This window comes from Synechococcus sp. R5-12, from assembly GCF_047502655.1.
GTDB lineage: Bacteria > Cyanobacteriota > Cyanobacteriia > Thermostichales > Thermostichaceae > Thermostichus.
Genome location: NZ_JANSIM010000217.1, coordinates 1 through 4273, shown reverse-complemented (window position 1 = coordinate 4273; position 4273 = coordinate 1). Strand labels below are relative to the sequence as shown.

3 protein-coding genes are annotated in these 4273 nt (G+C 58.8%); 2 read left to right on the top strand and 1 reads right to left on the bottom strand.

The genetic code is table 11. The annotated features are described in order from the left end of the window. Nucleotides 1–337: 337 nt before the first annotated feature. Nucleotides 338–2218 (top strand): AMP-dependent synthetase/ligase, encoded by a 1881-nt coding sequence (locus NW843_RS11145; RefSeq protein WP_414522972.1) that lies wholly within the window; start codon nucleotides 338–340, stop codon nucleotides 2216–2218. 13 nt (nucleotides 2219–2231) lie between these two features. Here NW843_RS11145 and NW843_RS11140 read toward each other — a convergent pair whose 3' ends face one another. After that, the gene (locus NW843_RS11140; protein ID WP_414331146.1) at nucleotides 2232–2552 is read right to left on the bottom strand and encodes a hypothetical protein; all 321 of its coding nucleotides are present in this window, start codon (nucleotides 2550–2552) and stop codon (nucleotides 2232–2234) included. A gap of 255 nt (nucleotides 2553–2807) precedes the next feature. Between NW843_RS11140 and NW843_RS11135 the strand changes: the two genes are divergently transcribed. Then, nucleotides 2808–4118: a (Fe-S)-binding protein gene (locus NW843_RS11135; RefSeq protein WP_414522971.1), complete on the top strand. Its 1311-nt coding sequence runs from the start codon at nucleotides 2808–2810 to the stop codon at nucleotides 4116–4118. Nucleotides 4119–4273 lie beyond the last annotated feature (155 nt).

Here is a 4273-nt window from a genome sequence, read left to right as displayed (position 1 = left end):
GCTCGCGGTTGGCTTGCTAACTGCAGGGCTACTAAAAGCCCGCTTCGTACCGCCTAGCGGTCGGTGTCGGGTAGTTTACATGAAGCTTACAGCCGGGATCCCCATGGGAGATGTGGGATCCGGTTTGATCAAAATTGTAAAGTTTTGTGCGCAATCTGCCGGGGCGAGCAATCACCACCCTGGTTCTGCCAGCGCAAGATTTTATAGTGTTGATCCCTACCTTTTCCCCGCAAGGGGAAGATGGTGAATGGGGTGACAGGCTGGGAACTGTCCTAGCGACACCTGGGGAGAGAGGCTGGGTTTAATAGACTGTAAACGTAATTTACGGTACAGATCTATGACAACTGCTGCCGCTTCTGCTACTCCCACTGCCCCTGAGACGACGCTGCTGAACGTTTGGCAAGTGCTGGCGGAAGAGTTTGCCGGTCAGGTTGCCCTACGGGATCCCCACGCGCAGCCAGTTTTCGAGATGTCTTATGGAGAGCTGTTTCGCCGCATTCAAACCCTGGCGGCTGGCCTGCAGGCTTTGGGCATTTGCCCGGGGGATCGGGTGGCCATTTTTGCCGATAACTCCCCCCGCTGGCTGATGGCCGATCTGGCCACGATGTTCACGGGAGCTGTGAATGTGCCCCGCAGCGCTGTGGCGGATCCCAGTGAGCTGGGCTACATCTTGCGCCACTCCGGTAGCACGGCCCTGATTGCTCAGGATCTGAAGACCCTGAGGCGGATCCGGCCGGATGTGCAGGAGCTGGGCCTGGAACGGCTGCTGTTGCTTTCCGATGAGCAGGAAGCAGGGGTGCTGAACTTTTCCCAATGGCTGCAAAAGGGTCGGGAACACACCTACCAACCCCCAAAGCTGGAGCGATCCCAACTGGCCACCATCATCTACACCTCCGGCACCTCCGGTCGGCCCAAGGGGGTGATGCTCAGCCACGGCAACCTGATGCACCAGGTGGAGAACTTGGGCGTGGTCGTACAGCCACAACCGGGGAATAAGGTGTTGACCATTCTGCCCACTTGGCACTCTTATGAGCGGGCTTGCGAGTATTTTCTCCTCAGCCGTGCCTGCATGCTGGTCTATACCAGCCCTCGCTTTATCAAACAAGATTTCCAACAGGAGCACCCCCATTTTCTGGTGGCAGTGCCGCGGATTTGGGAAACCGTTTATGAAGGGATCCAACGGCAATTCAAGGAGAAAAGCCCCCTGATGCAGCGGCTGATCCGCGCTCTGATGGCCGTGAGCGAGAGCCATGTGCTCTCTGGACGGATAGCTCGCAACCAGTCGATTTTGCATTACGGAGTCAGCCCCTGGGTGCGCCTGCAGGCTCGCCTGCAACATTGGCTGCTCTGGCCCCTGCACCGATTGGCCGATGTGCTGATCTACCGCAAGGTACGACGGGCGTTGGGCCCCAATTTTCAACATGCCATCAGCGGCGGTGGATCCCTGCCTGCCTACTTGGATCTGTTCTACGAGGTGGTGGGCATTTCCATCTTGAATGGCTACGGCCTCACCGAAACTTCGCCGGTGTTGTGCGCGCGGCGTCCAGACAACAATGTGCGCGGTACGGCTGGCCCCCCTCTGCCGGGGACGGAGTTTCGCATTGTGGATCCTGAAACTCGACAGCCGCTGCCGCCACAAGAAAAAGGGTTGATCCTGGCCCGTGGCCCGCAGGTGATGATGGGCTACTACAACAACCCGGAAGCCACCGCCAAGGTGCTCAGCTCCGACGGCTGGTTTGAAACCGGGGATCTGGGCTGGCTCACCCCCGACGGGCAACTGGTGATCACCGGCAGAGCCAAGGATGTCATTGTCCTACTCAATGGGGAGAACATCGAGCCCCAGCCGCTGGAAGATGCTTGTCTGCAGTCTCCTTACATCAGTCAGATCGTGATCGTCGGGCAAGACCAAAAGAAATTGGCTGCCCTCATCTACCCCAACCTCGATGCCCTCAAAGCCTGGGCTGCCGAGCAAGGGATCCCGGCTGAGGATGCCGAGCTGCTGGCCCAGCCCCAGACCCGCACCTTGATTTTGCAGGAGGTGCGCCGCCGCATCCAAGAACGCCCTGGCTACCGGCCCGACGAGCAGGTCAGCGACTTTCGCTTCTTGCCGGAGCCGCTGAGCGTGGAAAACGGCCTTATGACCCAGACCCTGAAGATCAAGCGCAACCCGGTGGCTGAGCGCTATGCCCACCTCATCCAGGAGATGTATCCGGCTTGAGGTGCAGGCCCACCTAAGTTTGGGATCCCCGTTGTTGCTCCAAGTAGCGCCGGAATTGCTCCGGTGGAATGGCCCCTCGGTAGGCTCCACAGTAGTAGAGGGTAAGCACTGCCTTGTAGGCCCAATCGCTTGGCACCACATCCGGGAAAGGGCTGGGCAAAGTATCTGCTTGGTTGTTGGCGCAGGCTTGCAAAATTTGCTCTGTGGTTAGCTGTTCTGCCAGGTCTGGAGGGAGTTCCCGCAGGTTGGCTTGGGCCAGAGCGGCGGTGGGCAGGCTCAAACTGGAGAGGGCTGCGCCCACAAGAGCTGAGGTGAAGAGGTGTTGCACTTTCATAGCACTCCGTGCTGTGCAGAGCACAGACAACTCGAAGAGGGTTAACGAGGGATCGATTGAGAGGGAATCCGTCCGGGGAGTCCCTTCTTCAGGGTAGTACGGACGAAAGGAGCGTCTGGATCTGGATAGAACGCCTCAGCCGCTTTGTTCCCGGATTAAGATGCAGGAAACGGGGGCACCTCCAAAACCCCAAAACAAGCCAAAAGGCAAGATTGAGTCTGTACAGCAGGCTTTTGTGCTGAGAGCTAGAGGCCGATGAACGTATACAAAGGGCCAAGTTTTGACGGCGTGGATCCCCCGGATCCGAAGCTGATCGATGCCTGCGTGCATTGCGGGTTTTGCCTGACCACCTGCCCCAGCTACCGTGTCATCGGCAAAGAGACGGACTCGCCGCGGGGGCGCATCTATCAGATGGAGGCTCTCAACCAAGGTCAAATCTCCCTCTCGGCGGCTACGGTTTCCCACTTCGACAGTTGTTTGGGCTGTTTGGCCTGTGTTACGGCCTGTCCATCGGGGGTGCAATATGACCGCTTAATTGCCGCCACCCGCCCGCAAATCGAACGCAACTACCCACGTAGCCTTTGGGATCGGCTTTACCGCCAGTTCATCTTCTCGGTGTTTCCTTACCCGGAGCGGCTGCAACCGCTGCTGTGGCCTCTCTGGCTGTACCAAAAAATGGGGATCGGCGCTTGGATCCGAAAGGGTCTGGAAAAGGTCTCCCCGCGTTTGGCGGCCATGGAATCCCTGATGCCCCCCCTGAAGGTGGAGCAACTGCTGCCCAAGCGTTACCCTGAGCGGATCCCGGCGGTGGGAGAACGCCGTTTCCGGGTGGGACTCATTTTGGGCTGCGTGCAGCGCCTGTTTGCCCCGCAGGTGAATGAGGCCAGCATTCGCGTCTTGACCCACAACGGCTGTGAGGTGGTGATCCCGCCTGTCCAGGGCTGTTGTGCGGCCTTGCCCCACCATCAAGGGCAACTGCAGCAGGCGGAAACCCTGGCCCGCCAGATGATCGATGCCTTTGCCGATTACGAGTTGGATGCCATTCTGATCAACGCTTCTGGCTGCGGGCATACCCTGAAGGAGTATGGCCACCTGTTGGCCAGGGATCCCGACTACAAGGAGAAAGCAGCCCGATTTGCCACTCAAGTCAGGGATATTCAGGAGTTTCTCGCCCAGGTGGGGTTAACGGCTCCTCTACATCCGCTACAGCCGGAACCCCTGGTGCTGGTCTACCAGGATGCCTGTCACATGCTGCATGGGCAGCGGCTCAGCCAGGAACCTCGACACCTGCTGCGGCAAATCCCGGGGCTGGAGCTGCGGGATCCCGTCGATGCGGCCCTCTGCTGTGGCAGCTCCGGCGTCTACAACCTGTTGCAACCCCAGGTGGCGGATGAGCTGGGATCCCAGAAGGTAAAGAACTTGCTTAACACCGGTGCTCAGGGGATTGTCTCTGCCAATATCGGCTGCCGCCTACAAATCCAGAAACATCTGCGCCTACAGGGCAAAGCCGGGATCCCCATCTATCACCCGATGGAATTGTTGGATCGCGCCCTTACCGCTGCGTGACGCTTTCGCGAACAAGCTACAGGGGCTGCCTCTAGTCCCCGATCTGCTGAACAATTGGTTACTTTGCGGAACCGAAATAGCCATTAAACTAAGCATGTTGGCCGCGGCTATGTAAACTACCCGACACCAACCGCTAGGCGGTACGGAGCGGGCTT